At 54.1% G+C, this 15,552-nt stretch carries 17 protein-coding genes; all 17 read left to right on the top strand.

All coding sequences use genetic code 11. The annotated features are described in order from the left end of the window. The first annotated feature begins 4 nt into the window (after positions 1-4). Entirely contained in the window at positions 5-1,024 is a 1,020-nt protein-coding gene (locus AAFJ72_RS13115; RefSeq protein WP_432777192.1) for a beta-ketoacyl-ACP synthase III, read from the top strand. Further along, complete coding sequence (fabD, locus tag AAFJ72_RS13110) at positions 1,024-1,974, top strand: ACP S-malonyltransferase (RefSeq protein WP_432774268.1); 951 nt, start codon at positions 1,024-1,026, stop codon at positions 1,972-1,974. The genes AAFJ72_RS13115 and fabD overlap by 1 nt, the downstream gene beginning before the upstream one ends. Then, a complete protein-coding gene (gene fabG / locus AAFJ72_RS13105; protein WP_432774267.1) occupies positions 1,968-2,708 on the top strand; it encodes a 3-oxoacyl-[acyl-carrier-protein] reductase in 741 nt (246 codons plus the stop codon). Before fabD ends, fabG begins: the two co-directional genes overlap by 7 nt. Before the next feature lie 53 nt (positions 2,709-2,761). Then, positions 2,762-2,995, top strand: coding sequence for an acyl carrier protein (gene acpP / locus AAFJ72_RS13100; protein ID WP_005834336.1), 234 nt, complete (start codon positions 2,762-2,764; stop codon positions 2,993-2,995). A gap of 134 nt (positions 2,996-3,129) precedes the next feature. Then, positions 3,130-4,371 (top strand): beta-ketoacyl-ACP synthase II, encoded by a 1,242-nt coding sequence (gene fabF, locus AAFJ72_RS13095; protein ID WP_432774266.1) that lies wholly within the window; start codon positions 3,130-3,132, stop codon positions 4,369-4,371. Between the two features lie 54 nt (positions 4,372-4,425). Continuing rightward, complete coding sequence (gene rnc, locus AAFJ72_RS13090; RefSeq protein WP_420796658.1) at positions 4,426-5,112, top strand: ribonuclease III; 687 nt, start codon at positions 4,426-4,428, stop codon at positions 5,110-5,112. Between the two features lie 245 nt (positions 5,113-5,357). Then, positions 5,358-8,930 carry a chromosome segregation protein SMC gene (gene smc, locus AAFJ72_RS13085; RefSeq protein ID WP_432774265.1) on the top strand — a complete coding sequence of 1,191 codons (3,573 nt, stop codon included), beginning with the start codon at positions 5,358-5,360 and terminating at the stop codon, positions 8,928-8,930. Between the two features lie 106 nt (positions 8,931-9,036). Next, positions 9,037-10,044 carry a signal recognition particle-docking protein FtsY gene (gene ftsY, locus AAFJ72_RS13080; protein ID WP_432774264.1) on the top strand — a complete coding sequence of 336 codons (1,008 nt, stop codon included), beginning with the start codon at positions 9,037-9,039 and terminating at the stop codon, positions 10,042-10,044. 143 nt (positions 10,045-10,187) lie between these two features. Then, positions 10,188-10,526 (top strand): putative DNA-binding protein, encoded by a 339-nt coding sequence (locus AAFJ72_RS13075; RefSeq protein WP_122905724.1) that lies wholly within the window; start codon positions 10,188-10,190, stop codon positions 10,524-10,526. Positions 10,527-10,536: 10 nt separating this feature from the next. Further along, a complete protein-coding gene (gene ffh / locus AAFJ72_RS13070; RefSeq protein WP_432774263.1) occupies positions 10,537-11,952 on the top strand; it encodes a signal recognition particle protein in 1,416 nt (471 codons plus the stop codon). Positions 11,953-12,064: 112 nt separating this feature from the next. After that, on the top strand, positions 12,065-12,337 hold the full coding sequence (gene rpsP / locus AAFJ72_RS13065) for a 30S ribosomal protein S16 (protein WP_005834322.1): 273 nt from the start codon (positions 12,065-12,067) through the stop codon (positions 12,335-12,337). 23 nt (positions 12,338-12,360) lie between these two features. Then, entirely contained in the window at positions 12,361-12,588 is a 228-nt protein-coding gene (locus AAFJ72_RS13060) for a KH domain-containing protein (protein WP_122905722.1), read from the top strand. A 69-nt stretch (positions 12,589-12,657) separates the two neighbouring features. After that, the gene (locus tag AAFJ72_RS13055) at positions 12,658-13,086 is read left to right on the top strand and encodes a YlqD family protein (RefSeq protein WP_432774262.1); all 429 of its coding nucleotides are present in this window, start codon (positions 12,658-12,660) and stop codon (positions 13,084-13,086) included. A gap of 15 nt (positions 13,087-13,101) precedes the next feature. Further along, positions 13,102-13,620, top strand: a complete 519-nt coding sequence (gene rimM / locus AAFJ72_RS13050; RefSeq protein WP_432774261.1) for a ribosome maturation factor RimM — start codon at positions 13,102-13,104, stop codon at positions 13,618-13,620. A gap of 12 nt (positions 13,621-13,632) precedes the next feature. Further along, positions 13,633-14,379 (top strand): tRNA (guanosine(37)-N1)-methyltransferase TrmD, encoded by a 747-nt coding sequence (gene trmD / locus AAFJ72_RS13045; protein WP_432774260.1) that lies wholly within the window; start codon positions 13,633-13,635, stop codon positions 14,377-14,379. Positions 14,380-14,539: 160 nt separating this feature from the next. Then, entirely contained in the window at positions 14,540-14,887 is a 348-nt protein-coding gene (gene rplS, locus AAFJ72_RS13040; protein ID WP_023557202.1) for a 50S ribosomal protein L19, read from the top strand. Positions 14,888-14,978: 91 nt separating this feature from the next. Next, positions 14,979-15,542 (top strand): signal peptidase I, encoded by a 564-nt coding sequence (gene lepB / locus AAFJ72_RS13035; RefSeq protein ID WP_432774259.1) that lies wholly within the window; start codon positions 14,979-14,981, stop codon positions 15,540-15,542. Positions 15,543-15,552: the final 10 nt, after the last annotated feature.

Here is a 15,552-nt window from a genome sequence, read left to right as displayed (position 1 = left end):
GCAGATGGACAAAAAGCGTTCAGTAGGCATTTTGGCTACAGGCTCCTATACACCTGAGAGAGTGCTCAGCAACTTCGATCTGGAAAAAATGGTGGAAACAACAGATGAGTGGATTGTTTCCCGCACCGGAATCCGGGAACGTCGCATTTGCTCACCGGAGCAAGCTTCCTCCGACCTTGCTTATGAAGCTGCGAAAAAAGCGCTGGAGCGAGCCAACATCAGCGCAGAGCAGCTTGACATGATTATCGTGGCAACCGTTACGCCTGATATGATGTTCCCGTCGACTGCCTGCATCCTGCAGGAAAAGCTGGGCGCAAAACGCGCTGCGGCGCTTGACGTATCGGCTGCCTGCACAGGCTTTTTGTACGGCATTACAACTGCGGCTCAATTCATTGCCAACGGCCTGTACAAATACGTGCTGGTCGTCGGGGTAGAGACGCTTTCCAAAATCACGAACTACAAAGACCGCAACACATGTGTGCTGTTCGGAGACGGCGCAGGTGCGGCGGTGATCGGCGAAGTCCGCGAAGGCTTTGGCTTCCAGTCGTTTGAGCTTGGCGCAGACGGCGCAGGCGGCGAGCTTTTGTGCCTGCCGGCTGGCGGTTCGCGCATCCCGGCTTCGAGCGAGTCGGTCGAAAAAAATCTGCACTACCTCTCGATGGCGGGCAGCGAGGTGTTCAAATTCGCTGTGCGCGTGATGAACTCCGCGACGGAAGCGGTATTGTCCAAAGCCGGAGTCGACCGGGAAAACATCGACCTTCTGGTGCCGCATCAGGCCAACAAGCGGATTATCGACTCCGCTGTCCAACGCTTCGGCCTTTCAGAGGACAAAGTGGTCATTAACCTCGACCGGTACGGAAACATGTCCTCTGCGTCCATTCCGGTAGCATTGGATGAAGCGATTGCAGCGGGTCGGGTCAAAGAAGGCGATAACGTCATTCTCGTAGGTTTCGGCGGCGGCTTGACCTGGGGAGCTACGCTTCTGAAATGGTCGACCACGCCAGCGGAAGGGAGCGTACAGTAGTGGGAAAAGTAGCATTTGTTTTTCCGGGCCAAGGCTCGCAATTCGTAGGAATGGGGCAAACGCTCGCGGAGCAATCGGCAGCAGCCCGTCACATTTTTGAAACGGCAGACGAAGCGCTCGGCTTTTCGCTGTCTGGCCTGTGCTTTGCAGGACCGGAAGAAGAACTGAAGCTGACGGCAAATACGCAGCCGGCGATTTTGACGGCGAGTGTTGCTGTGCTTGCTGCTTTGAAAGAAAAACTTCCGGATTACGCGCCAGATTTCGTGGCAGGTCACAGCCTGGGTGAATATTCGGCGCTGGTGGCTGCAGGGGCGCTGTCTTTTGCCGATGCGGTAAAAGTCGTCCGCGCACGCGGTCAATTCATGGAAGAAGCGGTTCCGGCAGGCCAGGGCGCGATGGCAGCAGTTCTGAACATGGACCGGGCTGCTCTGCAAGCAGTCTGCGAGGAAGTGACGGCTTCCGGTCATCCGGTTCAGCCAGCGAACATGAACTGCCCAGGCCAGATCGTCATCTCCGGTTCGGCGGAAGGCGTCAAGCTGGCGGGCGAAAAGGCCAAGGCACAGGGAGCGAAGCGTGTGCTTCCGCTGAATGTGAGCGGACCGTTCCACTCCAGCCTGATGCAGCCAGCCGCAGACAAATTGCAGGCAGTGCTTGCAGGCGTCACAGTCCAGGACGCAAGCGTACCTGTGGTGGCAAACGTGACGGCACGCCCTGTTACCGAAGCGGCGACGATCGTCGAGCAGCTTGTGCAGCAAGTATCGGCTCCGGTTTTGTGGGAGGATTCGGTACAGTGGATGGTCGAAGCGGGCGTGACCACGTTCGTGGAGATCGGGCCAGGCAAAGTGCTCGCGGGACTGATTAAAAAGATCGCGCCAGCCGAGACGACGATCATTTCGGTGCAGGACATGGAGTCCTTGACTGAGCTTTTGAACGGAGGGTTATTATGTTAACAGGAAAAACAGCACTTGTGACAGGCGCTTCCCGCGGGATCGGCCGTGCGATTGCCATCAAGCTGGCCGAAGCAGGGGCGAATGTCGTGGTGAACTACGCAGGGAGTGAAGCGGCAGCAGCCGAGACAGTCGCCAAGGTCAAGGAACTCGGCCGCGATGCGATCATGGTTCGCGCCAACGTTTCTTCGGCTGAGGAAGTGGGGGAAATGTTCAAGGCCGCACTCGACCATTTCGGTACTATCGACATTCTCGTCAACAACGCCGGGATTACCCGCGACAACCTGCTGATGCGCATGAAGGAAGAAGAGTGGGATGAAGTCATTGCCACCAACCTGAAAGGCGTATTTAATTGCCTGAAAGCGGCGACTCGTCCGATGATGAAGCAACGCTCGGGCAAAATCATCAACATTACGTCCGTGGTCGGCGTGCTCGGCAATGCGGGGCAAGCTAACTACGTGGCGGCAAAAGCAGGCGTCATCGGCCTGACCAAGACAGCCGCCCGCGAGCTGGCGAGCCGCGGCATCACCGTGAACGCGGTAGCGCCTGGCTTTATCGACACCGAGATGACAGCCGTGCTGCCGGAGGATGTCAAAGCTGGCCTTATCAGCCAGATTCCGCTCGCACGCCTGGGCCAGACAGAGGATATTGCCTCCGTCGTTCTGTTCCTTGCTTCCGACGCAGCCAATTACATGACAGGCCAAACGCTGCATGTGGATGGCGGCATGTACATGTAAACTGGTTTTTTGCAAGCTCATCTACTATAATACGGGAGAGGGGGTGAAGCAAAATGGCAGATACATTGGAGCGCGTGAAGAAAATCATCGTCGATCGTCTGGGTGTAGATGAGTCCAAGATTACTTTGGAAGCTTCTTTCAAAGAAGACCTGGGCGCTGACTCCCTGGATGTAGTGGAACTCGTAATGGAACTCGAAGACGAGTTTGACCTAGAGATTTCTGACGAAGATGCTGAAAAGATCACTTCTGTTGGTGAGGTTGTAAAATACATAGAATCTCACAAGTAGATCAATCAGTTCGAAGTCCCGTACCATACGGGACTTCTCCTTCAATTGCCGCCGAATACATATCAGGAAGTTACGTTAGGCATGAAGTGTGCGACAAGAAGCTGACTGCTGACTTTTATATAGAGGTGATCGTAATGAAACGAAGAGTGGTGATTACTGGCGTTGGTGTCGTCTCCCCGGTGGGAAATGACGCGCAGACCTTCTGGAACAGCTTGCTGGAAGGAAAATCAGGTATTGACCGCTTGACTGCTTTTGACGCTTCAGATTTTCCGACGCAGATCGCGGGTGAAGTAAAAGACTTCAACCCTGAACTGTACTTGGACAAAAGAGAAATACGACGTACAGACCGATTCGTTCAGTTTGGATTGGCTGCTGCCAAAATGGCGGTAGAGGATGCGAAACTGGAAATTACCCCAGAAAATGCGGAACGAGTGGGTGTATACATCGGGTCCGGAATTGGCGGGCTGTCTACATGGGAAGAGCAGCATTCGGTGCTGCTGGAAAAAGGTCCACGCCGTGTAAGTCCGTTCTTCATTCCAATGCTGATTGCCAACATGGCTTCCGGTGCAGTCTCCATTCAATTCGGAGCAAAAGGACCGACCTCCAGCGCGATTACCGCATGTGCGACAGGAACAAACGCAATCGGGGATGCCCTGCGCCTGATCCAGTTCGATCACGCGGATGTGATGATCGCAGGGGGAGCGGAAGCGACGGTGCGTCCGATGGCGTTTGCCGGCTTTTGTTCCGCAAAAGCGATGTCCACTCGCAACGACGAGCCGCAAAAGGCGAGCCGTCCGTTTGACAAAGACCGCGATGGCTTCGTCATGGGAGAAGGGGCAGGCGTGCTGATCCTGGAAGAGCTGGAGCACGCAAAAAAACGTGGCGCAAACATCATCGCAGAAGTGATCGGCTACGGCATGAGCGCGGATGCCCATCACATCACGGCTCCATCGCCAGGCGGCGAAGGGGCAGCGCGCTGCATGAAAAATGCGCTGCGTGACGCAGGTATTGATCCGACAGAGGTAGACTACATCAACGCACACGGTACCTCTACGGATCAGGGCGATATTGCGGAGACACTGGCGATCAAAGAGGTGTTTGGCGAGCACGCTTACAAGCTGGCTGTCAGCTCGACCAAGTCGATGACAGGCCATTTGCTCGGAGCGACAGGCGGTGTCGAGGCAATTGCGACAGCATTTGCCCTGCGCGACCAGGTGCTTCCTCCGACGATCAACCTGGAAAACCCTGATCCGGAATGTGATCTCGACTATGTTCCTAACCATGCGCGCAAGGCGACCGTCCGTGTGGCTGTTTCCAACACGTTTGGATTCGGTGGTCATAATGCAACGGTGGTTCTGAAACGATACGAAGCATAAATGAGCCCTACTGAGAAAAAAAGTAGGCAGTCTCCTGGAATGGTGGTGAGGGTGATGAATTTTGCACAGCTGCAAGAGAAGATAGGCTTTCGCTTTCGGGATGAGAGCATTCTGCGGCAGGCATTCACCCATTCTTCCTACGTGAACGAGCAACGCGGCAAACGGATATCAGACAACGAACGGCTGGAGTTTTTGGGAGATGCTGTGCTTGAGTTGACTGTTTCCCAGTTTTTATACAAAACTTTTCCGAAGATGAGCGAAGGCGAAATGACAAAGCTGCGGGCAGCGATTGTCTGTGAGCCTTCTCTCGTCAAATTTGCTGAACTGTTGAATTTTGGCGATCTCGTTTTGCTGGGAAAAGGGGAAGAGTTGACTGGTGGACGCCAGCGACCTGCCTTGCTAGCGGACGTTTTTGAAGCTTTTGTTGGTGCCCTCTATCTGGATCAGGGCCTGGATGCCGTGTTTTCCTTCATGGAAAAATACGTCTACCCCAAAATCGACAAGGGAGAGTTTGCCCAGGTGACAGACTTCAAGAGCCAGTTGCAGGAATTTGTTCAACAGGACAATCTGGGAGACATCCAGTATCGCATTGTAGAAGAAAAAGGACCAGCTCACAATCGAGAGTTCGTATCGGAAGTGCTTTTGAACAATCGTTCGCTTGGCATTGGCTCTGGCCGCTCCAAAAAAGAAGCGGAACAGCAGGCAGCAGCCCGGGCATTGGTAAAGCTGGGGGAGAAATAGAAGCTGAAGAAAAGAAAGCTGCATCATCTGCGGGCGCAGGTGGTGTAGCTTTCTTTGTTCCGGCCTGGAAAAGCTGGGAAAATACTGCGTGAAGGCAGCTTTCTGTGATACACTTATCTCGATATGCCCACGAAGACTCTCAGTGGAGTAGCTCCTGTCTGACACAGGGGCTCTTTTCGGGTACCATCCGATTCATGCCGTGCGTACCGGGCAGTTGGGATGGTTTGGTAAGGAGGACCGTAAGTATGTATTTGAAACGTCTGGAGCTGGCGGGATTCAAATCTTTTGCCGACAGGACGGAATTGGAGTTCGTACCGGGAGTGACAGCGGTAGTCGGTCCAAACGGAAGCGGCAAGAGCAACGTTTCCGACTCGATCCGCTGGGTGCTCGGAGAACAGAGTGCCAAGTCGCTGCGCGGGGCGAAGATGGAAGATATTATTTTCGCGGGCAGTGACAAGCGCAAGCCAGTGAACTTTGCCGAAGTGACACTCACCCTGGATAATACGGATCGTTCCCTCGATGTGGAATATTCAGAGGTTTCTATCACACGCAGAGTCTACCGCTCTGGTGAGAGTGAGTATTACATAAACAACAGAGCCTGCCGCTTGAAGGACATTATGGAGCTGTTCATGGATACGGGTCTGGGAAAAGAAGCGTATTCCATTATTGGCCAGGGAAAAATCGAAGAAATTCTCAGCACCAAGTCAGAAGATCGCCGCGGCATTTTTGAAGAAGCGGCAGGAATCGTCAAGTACAAGACCCGCAAGCGCGAGGCGGAGAAAAAGCTCGATGACACCGAGCAAAACCTCGTGCGCATCCACGACATCGTCAGTGAAATTAACGAGCAGATCGGACCGCTGCAAGAGCAGGCAGAGACGGCGAAGCTGTACAACGAGCTGCACAGCAAGCTGGTCGAGCATGAAGTCGCACTGTACGTGCAGCAGATCGAGGCCGCGCACAGCAAATGGGAGGCCGCGACGCAGCGTGTGCAGGAGCTGCGCGAGCTTTTGATTACGCAGACGACGGAAGCGACCAGGCACGAAGCGGATCTGGAGCAGGCCCGCTTCTCGGTCACGCAAATCGACCAGTCGATCGAGGAGTTGCAGCACGTTCTGCTGACGGTGAGTGAGGAGACGGAAAAGGTAGAAGGCCAGCGCGAAGTATTGCGCGAGCGGATGCGCAACTTGAGCGCCAATCGCCAGCAGACGATGGAGCAGATGCACAGGCTGACAGAGAAGCAGCACGCGCTGGAGGCGGAGCTTGCCGAAGAGCAGGAGCGGGTCAAGGAAGCGGATCGGCGGTTGGCGGAAGCGCATGCCTCGTTGCAGGAGGCAGAGGGGCAGTTTTTCTCCATGGTCCAGTCGTTGACAGACGATGTGGAACGATTGAAAGGCGACTACTTTGAAAAGCTGAACGAAATGGCCAACCTGCGCAACGAAATCCGCCATCAGCAGCAGCTCGTGCAGACATCGCAGGCGCGCCTTGACCGCCAACTGTCCGGCAAGGAGCAGCTTGATCTGGAAGAGGTGCAGCGCCAGGTGAGAATGGCCGAGCTGCAGGAGCAACTGACCCAGATCGATCAGTCGATTCAGGATACAGTTAACCGCTACAAGCAGTTAATGGACGGCCTGCGCGATGGACAGGCGCGCATGGAACAGGTGCGCCGGGAACTGCGCCAGTCCGAGCAAAAAAGAGAAGCGGCAAAGTCCCGCCTCGACCTCATCAAAGAGATGCAGTCTGAATTTGCCGGGTTCCAGCAAGGGGTAAAAGAAATTCTCAAGGCACGCGAGCGCGGCTTCAAAGGTATCCACGGCGCGGTCGCCGAGCTGGTCGTCGTGCCACAGCAGTACGAAACAGCAGTCGAGGTCGCCCTGGGCGGAGCGCTGCAAAACGTCGTCGTCGATAACGAGGCGGCAGGGCGCGCCGCGATTGCTTACTTGAAGCAGCACAATGCAGGGCGCGCTACCTTTTTGCCGCTAGATGTCATCCGGCCGCGCACCTTGCAGGCCAGTGACCGACAGCTGCTGGCAAAAGAAAGCGGTGTGGTCGGGATCGCCAGCGAGCTGGTGTCGTTTGAGGAAGCGTACCGTGCAATTGTGGAAAGCATGCTCGGCAACGTCATCGTCACGGAAAAGCTGGAGCAGGCAAACCGCGTCGCCCGCACGCTCGGCTATCGCTACCGGGTCGTGACGCTCGAAGGCGACATCGTTAACGCAGGCGGTTCGATGACAGGGGGCGCCTTGAAGAAAAACAGCGCCAACCTGCTCGGACGCAATCGCCAGGCAGAAGAACTCGAAGCGCAAATGCGTGAAATCGAAGAGGCAATTTCTGGACATACTACTCGAATGGAACAACTGGCGGCAGAGCTTGGCCGCATGGAAGAAGAACAGGAAGCGCTCCGCTCGCAAGGCGAAGCGCTGCGGTTGAAGGAGCAGGAAGTCAAGGGCCTCCTGCAGCAAACCGAAGTAGAGGGACGCTCGCTTGCTGAACGGGCCAAGCTGGTAGAGCAAGATATTGCCGCCTACCAAAAAGAGATGGAAGAAGCGCTGCGCAAAGAGGAGCAGCTTCAAGCGGACTTGGCCGTCCTGGAGCAGGAAGAGCAAAAGCTGAACGAGCAGATTGCCGAAGCCGAGGCCAAGCGCCAGGAACAGTTGGAATCCAAGGAAGAAATGAACCAGAAAATTACCAGCTTAAAAGTGCTGAACGCCCAGGTGAAACAGGAACACCAGTCCCGCCTGGAGCAGACGGAGCGCCTGCTCGAACAAAAAAACTTGCTCCAGCGCGAATGGGAAGAGCAAAACGCGAACCTCGCCGCACTCGACGAACTGGAGCGCACGAACGAATCGTCCGGGCTTGAGCTCGATCAGCGGATCGCCGAGCTGCGTCAGGACAAGGAGCGCGTAGCCGGGCTGATTGCCGAACGCCGCAACGAGCGGGCGACGCTGTTCCACAAGCAGGAGCAGGTAGAAGTGCAGGTAAAAGAAATTCGCCGCGAGGTTAAAGCACTGGAAGAAAAGCTCCATCATGAGGAAGTGAAGGTCAACCGCAGTGAGGTAGAGCTTGATCATCTGTTGAACAAACTCTCCGAAGAATACGAAATGAGCTACGATCTGGCGAAGCAGAAATACCCGCCGCGCGGGGAACTGCAAGCGGAGATGCAAATCGTCGCCCAACTCAAAAAGCAAATTGCCGCACTGGGTACGGTCAACCTCGGAGCGATTGAGGAATACGAGCGGCTTTATGAGCGCCAGCAGTTTTTAAGTGCGCAGGAAGCCGATCTGAATGAAGCAAAAGACATGCTCTATCAGGTGATTCAGGAGATGGATACGGAGATGTCGCGCCGCTTCAAGGAAACGTTTGAAGCGATCTCCGAGCAGTTCCGCGACGTGTTTGTGCAGCTGTTCGGCGGCGGACGAGCCAATTTGCTTCTGTCCAACCCGGACAATTTGCTCGAAACGGGAATCGACATCGTGGCGCAGCCGCCAGGCAAAAAGCTGCAAAACCTGGCCCTGCTCTCCGGGGGCGAGCGAGCGCTGACGGCGATGGCGTTGCTCTTTGCCATTCTGCGTGTCAAGCCCGTGCCATTCTGCGTGCTCGACGAGGTGGAAGCGGCATTGGACGAGGCAAACGTCAACCGCTTTGCCGAATACATGCAGCAGTTCAGCAGCCAGACGCAGTTCATTTGCGTGACGCACCGCAAAGGCACGATGGAGAGCGCAGACGTTTTGTACGGGATTACGATGCAGGAGGGCGGCGTGTCCAAGCTGGTTTCGGTCAAGCTGGAGGACAGCGACAAATTCGTCGAGTCCGCCTCGTAATTCGCCGCGGCATCGTCAGTGCCCAAAAGCAATAGAAATGAGAATACAACTGAAGCTCGGCTTCATGCGAGCTTTTTGACAAGATTATCCGCAAAGGAAGATGAACATGAGCTTTTTCAAGCGACTTCGTGACGCGATTGTCCAAAAATCCGAAGAAGTAACCCAGAAGTTTACGGATGGACTGGCGAAAACGCGAGATTTGCTGGTGGAAAAAGTAGAGGATCTCGTCCGCCGCTATAAAAAAATCGACGACGATTTCTTTGATGAGCTGGAAGAAATTTTGATTACGTCCGACGTCGGGGTCAACACCGTCATGGAGTTGATCGACGATTTGCGGGGAGAAGTGCGCAAGCAAAAAATCGAAAACGCCCTGGACCTGCAACCGATTTTGTCGGAGAAGCTGGTGGCCCTGCTGAAAAACGACGAGGCGGCAGACAGTGCGCTCAACGTCGAGGACGGACGCCTGAATGTCATTTTGTTTGTCGGGGTCAACGGGGTCGGCAAAACGACGACCATCGGGAAAATGGCGCACATGTTCAAGCAGCAGGGCAAAAACGTGCTCTTGGCCGCAGGCGATACGTTCCGGGCAGCCGCGATCGAGCAGCTGGAGGTATGGGGCGAGCGCGTCGGCGTTGACGTCATCAAGCAGCAGCAAGGCTCCGATCCAGCCGCTGTCATTTACGACGCCGTCCAGGCCGCCAAGTCGCGCAAGGTCGACGTGCTTTTGTGCGATACAGCCGGACGTCTGCAAAACAAGGTCAATCTGATGGAGGAGCTGGCGAAGGTGCACCGCGTGCTACAGCGCGAACTTCCTGGCGCGCCGCATGAAGTGTTGCTCGTGCTCGACGCCACGACAGGGCAAAACGCCTTGTCCCAGGCGAAGACATTCGGCCAGTCCGCCGGAGTGACCGGCCTTGTCCTTACCAAGCTCGACGGTACGGCGAAGGGCGGGATCGTCATTGCGATCCGCAACGAGCTGAACATTCCGGTCAAATACGTCGGCCTTGGCGAGAAAATGGACGATTTGCAGCCGTTCGATCCGGAGCAGTTTGTGCATGCGCTGTTTGCCGGGCTGATCCAAAAAGATGAAGCCGAAACGCAGGAAAACGCGTAGAATCATAATGTCTGGAACGTAAAAAAAGATGTCAATAAAAAACCTTGACACTAGGTGTAGAATTAGGTACTATAATCTACGTGCTGTAAAGAAAAAGCCTTTACAGTTTCGAACCGAGTACCTCACAGCAAAGGATTGGTTTCATGCTGGAAAAGACCAATCAAGTCAATCTCTTGTTTGACTTTTATGCACCGCTTCTCAAGGGCAAGCAGCGAGAATATCTGGAGCTTTACTATCTGGATGATTTGTCGCTCGGGGAAATTGCCGAGATGCACGAGGTCAGTCGACAGGCTGTTTACGACCACATCAAGCGGGCGGAAAAGCAGCTGTTCGAATACGACCAGAAGCTTCGTCTGGCACAGCGCCACGAAAAGCGAATGGAAGTGCTGGCGCGAATGAGCGAGCTTGTGAATGAGCTTGCGGAAGGCGAGACAAGAGACGAGCTGAACACTTTGCTCCACCAACTGTCAGAGATGGATTAGGAGGGCTCGCATGGCGTTTGAAAGCTTGGCCAATCGGCTGCAAAACGCATTTGACAAACTGCGCGGCAGAGGAAAGATCGACGAAACCGTCGTCAATGAAGCGATGCGGGAAGTCCGCCTTGCCCTGCTGGAAGCAGATGTTAACTTCAAAGTAGTAAAAGACTTCGTCGCTCGCGTCAAAGAGCGCGCAGTCGGCCAGGAAGTCATGAAAAGCCTGACGCCAGGCCAAATGGTCATCAAGATCGTGAACGAAGAGCTGGTCGCCCTAATGGGTGGCAGCGTAGCTCAGTTGACGATGGCACACCGTCCGCCGACCGTCATCATGATGGCGGGTTTGCAAGGGGCGGGGAAAACGACCACGACTGGTAAGCTGGCCAAGTATTTGCAAAAGCAAAACAAGAAGCCGCTTCTGGTGGCAGGGGACATTTACCGTCCGGCTGCGATCAAGCAGCTGCAAGTTTTGGGGGAGCAACTGAATGTTCCCGTCTTCTCTCTCGGAGATCAAGTCAGTCCTGTTGACATTGCTCGCCAGGCAATTGAACACGCGAAAGCCAATCACCTCGACGTGGTGATTCTCGATACGGCAGGTCGCCTGCATATTGATGAAGCGCTGATGGACGAGTTGAAGCAAATTCGCGAAGTTGCCAAGCCCGATGAGATTTTGCTCGTCGTGGACGCGATGACAGGTCAGGACGCCGTCAATGTGGCGGAGAGCTTCAACAGCCAGCTCGAACTGACTGGCGTGGTTCTCACCAAGCTCGACGGGGATACCCGAGGCGGTGCGGCACTATCCGTCAAAGCTGTCACCGGCAAGCCGATCAAGTTTGCGGCGACAGGTGAAAAGCTGGATGCGCTCGAACCGTTCCATCCGGACCGCATGGCTTCCCGCATTTTGGGAATGGGTGACGTACTCAGCCTGATCGAAAAGGCGCAGGCGTCCCTGGATGAAGAAAAGGCGCGCGACATGGAGCGCCAGATGCGTCAAGGGGAATTTACCTTCGACATGTTCCTGGATTCCATGCAGCAATTGCGCAATTTGGGGCCTTTTGAAGACATTCTCGGCATGCTGCCCGGAATGAACAAGATGAAAGGCAAAATGAACGTGGACGAGAAGCAGATTGCCCGCGTGGAAGCAATCGTCAAATCCATGACCAAGGCAGAGCGTGCCAACCCTGACTTGTTGAACGCCAGCCGTCGCAAGCGCATTGCAAACGGTAGCGGCACAAGCATTCAGGAAGTGAATCGGTTCATCAAGCAGTTCGAGGAAATGAAAAAAATGATGAAGCAATTCTCTGGCGTCGCGGACAAGATGGTCAAGAAGTCGAAGAAAAAAGGCGGCTTCGGACTGCCGTTCCTGGGCAAAGGAAAAGGAAACAGCCAAGGCGGCATGAACTTCCCGTTCAATTTCAAACCACCGTTCAAGTAAAAAGGCATGATCTCTTCGCGCCGCTGACTTGTCAGACAGCGCGATGGTTCAGATATAGTAGCACCAACGCAGATGTTCATCTTGCGTTGATCCATACAGGAGGTGACACAACATGGCAGTTAAAATCCGTCTGAAACGCATGGGTTCCAAGAAAGCTCCTTTCTACCGTGTAGTAGTAGCTGACTCCCGTTCCCCTCGCGATGGCCGTTTCATTGAAGAAATCGGTTACTACAATCCGGTTGCTCAACCGGCAGTGGTGAAAATTGATACCGAAAAAGCGGTACAATGGATCCTGAATGGTGCAGCTCCGACTGATACCGTTCGTAACCTTCTCTCCAAAGAAGGCGTTCTCGCAAAAGTGCACGAAACCAAATACGGCAAGTAAGTCGGTCATCTGGAGGTCTGATGATGAAAGCGCTGGTCGAAACGATCGCAAAAGCTCTCGTCGATCATCCGAATGAGGTTCGTGTGAATGCAGTGGACAAAGAGCGCATTCTCGTCTATGAATTGTCGGTGCACCCTGATGATATGGGGAAGATCATCGGCAAGCAAGGACGGATCGCTAAAGCCCTGCGTACTGTCGTGATGGCGGCATCCGTGGAAACGGACAAGCGCGTCACGGTTGAGATTGTTTGAAAAAAGGCTGGGAGCTTTCCCAGTCTTTTTTGTTGATAGGAACGGATACGACGAAAGGAGTGACAGGACATGCTCACGATTTTTCGGTCGGTACAGGTCAAACTCATCATGACGGAAGCGTCCCGTGCTGTGCTGATTGACCAGTACAGCAGACAGCTTCGCCAGCAGCGCGAAGAATGGGAGCAATGGCAGTTCCAATCGAAAAAAATTTTGGCTGAGGCGAAGAAAAAGTCTGCGGATACATATGCGCTTGCACAAGAAAAGATTGCCCAGGAAGAGCGGAGGCGCAAGGAAAAAATCGCACAGCTCTCTTTTGCCTTGCAGCAGGCAGAGAGTCTTCCCGAGGGCAGCGAAATGGACTATCAGACTGTGCAAAGTCCTGTCACGATCCGAGTAGGTGATGTTTGGGATGAAATCATGACCGGAACGGAAATCATGATAAAAGATGGACGAGTGCATGAGATTCGCCAAACGGCAGAACATGCAGCCGATGAATAGAAGGAGTGGATACGCTTGAGCAACCAAAAGTTTTACAAGGTGGGCAAGCTGGTCAATACGCACGGGCTCAGGGGCGAAGTGCGCGTCATTTCGACGACGGATTTTCCCGACCAACGGTTTCGCAAAGGAAGCGAGCTGCTTTTATTTCACCCGTCTCTTGCTGAGCCGTTGAAGCTGAAAGTCGCGACTCGCCGCGCCCATAAAGGTTTTGAGATTTTGAGCTTCGAAGGCTATGGACATATTAACGACATCGAAAAATACAAGGGCGGCGAACTGAAAATTCCGGAAGAAGCGCTGATGGAGCTGGAAGAGGACGAGTTTTACATCCATCAGTTGGTCGGCTGCGTCGTGTTCACGGACGAAGGGGAAGAGCTCGGAAAAATCGTCGATGTGATGCAGCCGGGAGCCAATGACGTGTGGGTCGTAAAAGGGCGGCGCGGAGAGGTTTTGCTGCCGTTTATCGATGACTGCATCAAAGAAGTGGACATCGCCAACAAACGCGTGGTTTGCCATCTGATGGAAGGCTTGCTGTAGGGGGTGCTTCCGATGCGGATTGACATTTTTACGCTGTTTCCCGAAATGTTTACGGGTGTCTTGTCCAGCAGCATTTTGGGAAAAGCCCGCGAGAAGCAGCTGGTCGACTTTCACGTCACCAATTTTCGCGATTTTTCCGAGAGCAAGCATGGAACGGTGGACGATACGCCATACGGCGGCGGCGGGGGGATGGTGCTGAAGCCCGAGCCGTTGTTTCGGGCAGTAGAAGCGATCACAGGAGGCAAGAAGCCGCGTGTCATCCTCATGTGCCCGCAAGGCGTGCCGTACAACCAAAAGCTGGCGGAGGAGCTGGCCCAGGAGGAGCATCTCGTGTTCATCTGCGGCCATTACGAAGGCTATGACGAGCGCATTCGTGAGCATTTGGTCACGGACGAAATCTCGATTGGCGACTACGTGCTGACTGGCGGCGAGCTGGCCGCGATGGTCGTGATTGACAGCATCGTTCGCCTGCAGCCGGGTGCTCTCGGAAATCAGTCGTCGGCCGTCGAGGACTCGTTTTCGACCGGATTGCTTGAATATCCGCACTATACACGCCCGGCGGAGTTTCGCGGCTGGAAGGTCCCGGACATTTTGCTCTCCGGGCACCATGCCAACATTGAGCGCTGGCGCCTGAAAGAATCATTGCGCAGAACGAAGGCGCGCCGTCCCGATTTGCTTGCAAAGCTGGAGCTGACAGACGAGATGAAAAAGCTATTGGCAGAGCTTGAGCAAGAGCAAAACATGGAAGAAAAATTGTAGAGCAGGTCTTGTAGTTTCCTGCCTATTATGTTAATATACTTCTTGTGGCAATTTTGCCCGCTGACTAAGGCGGTCCGCTATTCGTAATCGGCCTCCTGCCGGATGGCCGAGCCAAACTGGTGAGACGAGTAAGAACGTCTATCGGAAGGAGGGAATTGAAATGAACCAAGTTATCCGTGAATTGGAAAAAGAGCAATTGAAACAGGATATTCCTGCGTTCCGACCTGGTGACACCGTTCGTGTACACGTTAAGGTTATCGAGGGTCAGCGTGAGCGTATTCAGCTGTTCGAAGGCGTAGTTATTCGCCGTCGCGGTACAGGTATCAGCGAAACATTTACTGTTCGTAAGATCTCTTACGGCGTAGGTGTTGAGCGTACGTTCCCAGTACACACGCCTAAGATCGACAAGATCGAAATCGTGCGTCATGGTAAAGTACGTCGTGCGAAACTGTACTATCTGCGCGATCGCGTAGGTAAAGCAGCTCGTATTAAAGAAATTCGTCGATAAGCGAAGCGCTTGAAAAGGGGACTGGTCTGCTTGCCAGGCCTCTTTTTTCCATTTACAGGGTTGGACGAGCCAGGTTGGGAGGGCGTAAGTGATGAGCGAAGAAGTATCCTCCAGTCGCACGAAGAAAAATGAGCTGTGGGAATGGACGAAGGCGCTTGGTATTGCCTTGATTCTCGCTTTTCTCATTCGAACCTTTTTGTTTGCCCCGTTTATCGTCGAGGGCGAGTCCATGGAAACGACGTTACATAACAGCGAAAAACTGGTCGTCAACAAGGCCATTTACTATTTGCAAGAGCCGAAGCCGGGGGACATCATCGTGTTTCACGCAGAGAAGACGCGCGACTTTATCAAGCGCGTCATCGCGGTGGCGGGAGATACCGTCGAGGTGAAAAACGATCAGCTCTACATCAACGGCAACATGGTTGAAGAACCATATCTTGCACAACATAAGGAACAGGCAAAACAACAGGGAAAGTCGTATTTTACAAATGACTTCCCGCCCGTCACGGTACCGGAAGGCCATATTTTCGTGATGGGCGACAATCGGCCGAACAGCCATGACAGCCGGGCAATCGGTCCTGTTGCTGTCAGTACGGTGGTTGGCAGAGCGGAATTTACGTTCTGGCCGATTTCAAGTATTCGCATGACGAGATAATGCAATTGCT

It is taken from the genome of Brevibacillus gelatini (genome assembly GCF_050920745.1).
Classification (GTDB): domain Bacteria; phylum Bacillota; class Bacilli; order Brevibacillales; family Brevibacillaceae; genus Brevibacillus; species Brevibacillus gelatini.
Note: the sequence above shows the minus strand (reverse complement) of the source record. Positions and strands in the feature narration are given on the sequence as shown.

What these genes read in the sequence shown, in the direction of transcription:
- AAFJ72_RS13115 (WP_432777192.1), top strand. Translation starts at nt 5, where the DNA reads ATGGACAAAAAGCGTTCAGTAGGCATTTTGGCTACAGGCTCCTATACA.
- fabG (WP_432774267.1), top strand. Translation starts at nt 1,968, where the DNA reads ATGTTAACAGGAAAAACAGCACTTGTGACAGGCGCTTCCCGCGGGATC.
- acpP (WP_005834336.1), top strand. Translation starts at nt 2,762, where the DNA reads ATGGCAGATACATTGGAGCGCGTGAAGAAAATCATCGTCGATCGTCTG.
- fabF (WP_432774266.1), top strand. Translation starts at nt 3,130, where the DNA reads ATGAAACGAAGAGTGGTGATTACTGGCGTTGGTGTCGTCTCCCCGGTG.
- rnc (WP_420796658.1), top strand. Translation starts at nt 4,426, where the DNA reads ATGAATTTTGCACAGCTGCAAGAGAAGATAGGCTTTCGCTTTCGGGAT.
- smc (WP_432774265.1), top strand. Translation starts at nt 5,358, where the DNA reads ATGTATTTGAAACGTCTGGAGCTGGCGGGATTCAAATCTTTTGCCGAC.
- ftsY (WP_432774264.1), top strand. Translation starts at nt 9,037, where the DNA reads ATGAGCTTTTTCAAGCGACTTCGTGACGCGATTGTCCAAAAATCCGAA.
- AAFJ72_RS13075 (WP_122905724.1), top strand. Translation starts at nt 10,188, where the DNA reads ATGCTGGAAAAGACCAATCAAGTCAATCTCTTGTTTGACTTTTATGCA.
- ffh (WP_432774263.1), top strand. Translation starts at nt 10,537, where the DNA reads ATGGCGTTTGAAAGCTTGGCCAATCGGCTGCAAAACGCATTTGACAAA.
- rpsP (WP_005834322.1), top strand. Translation starts at nt 12,065, where the DNA reads ATGGCAGTTAAAATCCGTCTGAAACGCATGGGTTCCAAGAAAGCTCCT.
- AAFJ72_RS13060 (WP_122905722.1), top strand. Translation starts at nt 12,361, where the DNA reads ATGAAAGCGCTGGTCGAAACGATCGCAAAAGCTCTCGTCGATCATCCG.
- AAFJ72_RS13055 (WP_432774262.1), top strand. Translation starts at nt 12,658, where the DNA reads ATGCTCACGATTTTTCGGTCGGTACAGGTCAAACTCATCATGACGGAA.
- trmD (WP_432774260.1), top strand. Translation starts at nt 13,633, where the DNA reads ATGCGGATTGACATTTTTACGCTGTTTCCCGAAATGTTTACGGGTGTC.
- rplS (WP_023557202.1), top strand. Translation starts at nt 14,540, where the DNA reads ATGAACCAAGTTATCCGTGAATTGGAAAAAGAGCAATTGAAACAGGAT.
- lepB (WP_432774259.1), top strand. Translation starts at nt 14,979, where the DNA reads ATGAGCGAAGAAGTATCCTCCAGTCGCACGAAGAAAAATGAGCTGTGG.